We start from the raw sequence: 2,716 nt of genomic DNA, 5'->3' as shown, positions 1-2,716 counted from the left end.
TTTATCTTGAAATGTGAGTGAAAGACCTTCGTTGAATTTCACAACAAAAAAATACCCACAGAAATCAACGAGGGATGTAAACGAACCAACAAATAAAATCGAGCGTCAGCGAGTCCTTAACTTTCAAGACTTTTGAGAGAACGTATAAACTCTCTTACTATATCTGTCTTTGTGCGTCCTGTTTTTTTAGCATACTTAATAAGCAACTTCATTTCAGACTCCTCAACTCTTACACTTAATTGAATTTTTGCCATTGTGTATAATAATATGATATACTATTTTCATTGTTAGTTTAACGCATATAATGAACAAAGCATACAAATACAAGTTAAAACCGAATAGCTCTCAAAAAGCCCTGATGGTTAATTGGCTTGATATGTTGCGTTCTCATTACAATTTCTGTCTAAGAGATCGGATTGAAAGCTATGAGCAAGTCAAAAAGCCTAAAATGGGTAATTACTGCGACTTGCACACCAAAGCGGAATGTTGTCCATTAACTTGTTCTGTATCTAAACACTCACAATTAGGAGAACCTTTTAAGGGTGATAAAAAACGTAATGACTACGAAATGCAGTCCAGTGAATTACCTAATTTAAAGAAAACTAGAACATGGTATAAAAAAATTCATTCAACGGTTTTACAACAAAATTTGCGCAGTGTGACCCGTTCTAGTCAAAGTCTAGGCAAACAAGCCGAAACGTAAACTAGGCAAGGTTAACAGAAATGTACCTTGACAACTTTATATCCTTGTAAGTGAAAATCTTACCCGTTATTGTCAACGTGACAGCATAACCGACAGTGACTTGGTGTTTTGGTAAACCATACGCTGAAGCTCGGTTAAAAGGTGGTAACTGATAGCCTAAATCGGAATCCCATCCAGCAATTTAACCACGACTACGAAAGGAATCCTCGCCTGAACCATCGTTATTTTGAACTAGCTAAATAAGGCTGATAAGCTAGACCAAAAGGTAAAACCCTAATGCACTAGTGGGTTTTCGCACCTGAACTAGAGACAAATACACAGAGTCGGTGGATAGAGGAAGTCTAAGGTTGAGTAATACTGCGGTTCATTTGAACTGTCAGAAGGATATAGGGAACGGGATAACCTCTCATAACCTCTCCTAGAGGTCGAAAACTAGGAGTAGTAACCAGCGTAAGGTTATGGGAGGCAGGATTGTTCAAGAAGCCAACGCTTTTATGTAATGTAAAAGATATGCTGACGTGAACACTTTGATAAACAATGTAAAGTCAATTTAGTAAAGAAATTATGACGAAGGTAAAATCTATCGATAAATTAAATACATGGAACTCTATTAACTGGAAAGTTGTGGAGAGAGAGGTGTTTAGACTACAAAAACGAATTTACAGAGCGAGTCAGAATGGTAATGTCAAGTTGGTTCACAGCTTACAAAGGTTACTCGTAAAATCCTATTACCGAAAACTTCTAGCAACCAGAAAAGTAACTCAGGATAATCAAGGCAAGAAAACAGCAGGAGTGGACGGAGTTAAATCACTGATCCCAAAGCAACGCCTTGAAATAATTGGTCAATTAAACCTAAGAGGTAAATGTAAACCTACTCGTAGAGTGAACATACCTAAACCTAATGGTGAAACAAGACCACTGGGAATACCATGTATGGAAGATAGGATTAAACAAGGATTAGTCAAATTAGCCATAGAACCCCAATGGGAAGCAAAATTTGAATCAAATAGTTATGGATTTCGACCAGCAAGGTCATGTCATGACGCAGTACAGGCAATATTTAATACCATCAGGTATCAACCAAAATATGTATTAGATGCCGACATCGCTAAGTGTTTTGACAGAATTGACCACAATAAACTCCTTGCAAAACTTGAAACCTACCCACAATTGAGACGTGAAATTAAATCATGGTTAAAGAGTGGATACATGGATGGTAAACAACTATTTCCCACCGAAGAAGGTACACCACAGGGAGGTGTAATATCCCCATTATTAGCGAATATAGCCTTACACGGTATGGAACTAGAACTTAAAAAGTTTGCAGGTACATGGAAAGGGGGAAAAAGCAAAACGAATAATGAAATTTCTCTCAGTATAATCCGATATGCAGATGACTTTGTAATTCTACACAAAGACATTGAGAGAATTATGCAATGTAAGGAAATAATCGAAAACTGGTTGAAAGATTTAGGACTCGAACTAAAACCAAGTAAAACCCGAATTTCTCATACTTTATATGAATATAAGGGGAACACAGGGTTTGACTTCTTAGGATTCACAATCCGTCAATACGAAGTTGGACAAACCCACTCAGGAAATAACAGAGGTGGAAGGCTTGGTTTCAAAACCATCATAAAACCATCAAAGGATAAAATCAAGTCTCATATCAGAAAGATTGGAGATGTAATCAGGAAAAACAAATCAACACCACAGGTAACTTTAATCAAGGAACTGAACCCCGTTATTAGAGGTTGGGCAAATTATTATAGTTCGGTGTGCAGTAAGGAAACTTACTCGAAATGTGACCATATGTTATATCAACAACTCAAGAGATGGGCAGAAAGAAGCCATCCGAATAAATCCAATTCATGGGTTGTCAAAAAATATTGGCACACATGGGGATTAAGAACATGGGTATTTTCGACCAGAGATGAGGATGGAGCGAGACTACTAAACCATAGCAAGACGGAAATCAAAAGACATACCAAAGTCAGAGGAGAAAAATCACCT

At 37.3% G+C, this 2,716-nt stretch carries 2 protein-coding genes and 1 pseudogene; 2 read left to right on the top strand and 1 reads right to left on the bottom strand.

Annotated elements, in window-relative coordinates; genetic code table 11:
- Window positions 1-116: 116 nt before the first annotated feature.
- Entirely contained in the window at window positions 117-254 is a 138-nt protein-coding gene (locus FWJ34_RS19065) for a ribbon-helix-helix protein, CopG family (RefSeq protein ID WP_308256904.1), read from the bottom strand.
- Between the two features lie 50 nt (window positions 255-304).
- Here FWJ34_RS19065 and FWJ34_RS19655 point away from each other — a divergent pair.
- Window positions 305-661, top strand: a pseudogene (locus tag FWJ34_RS19655) (helix-turn-helix domain-containing protein); the annotation flags it as partial.
- Window positions 662-1,267: 606 nt separating this feature from the next.
- The coding region (gene ltrA / locus FWJ34_RS19050) for a group II intron reverse transcriptase/maturase (protein ID WP_308256903.1) at window positions 1,268-2,716 on the top strand (1,449 nt) is incomplete at its 3' end.

Source organism: Geminocystis sp. GBBB08 (assembly GCF_016743215.1).
Lineage (GTDB): Bacteria > Cyanobacteriota > Cyanobacteriia > Cyanobacteriales > Cyanobacteriaceae > Geminocystis.
The sequence above is the reverse complement of the archived record's forward strand: the minus strand, read 5'-3'. Positions and strand labels throughout refer to the sequence as shown.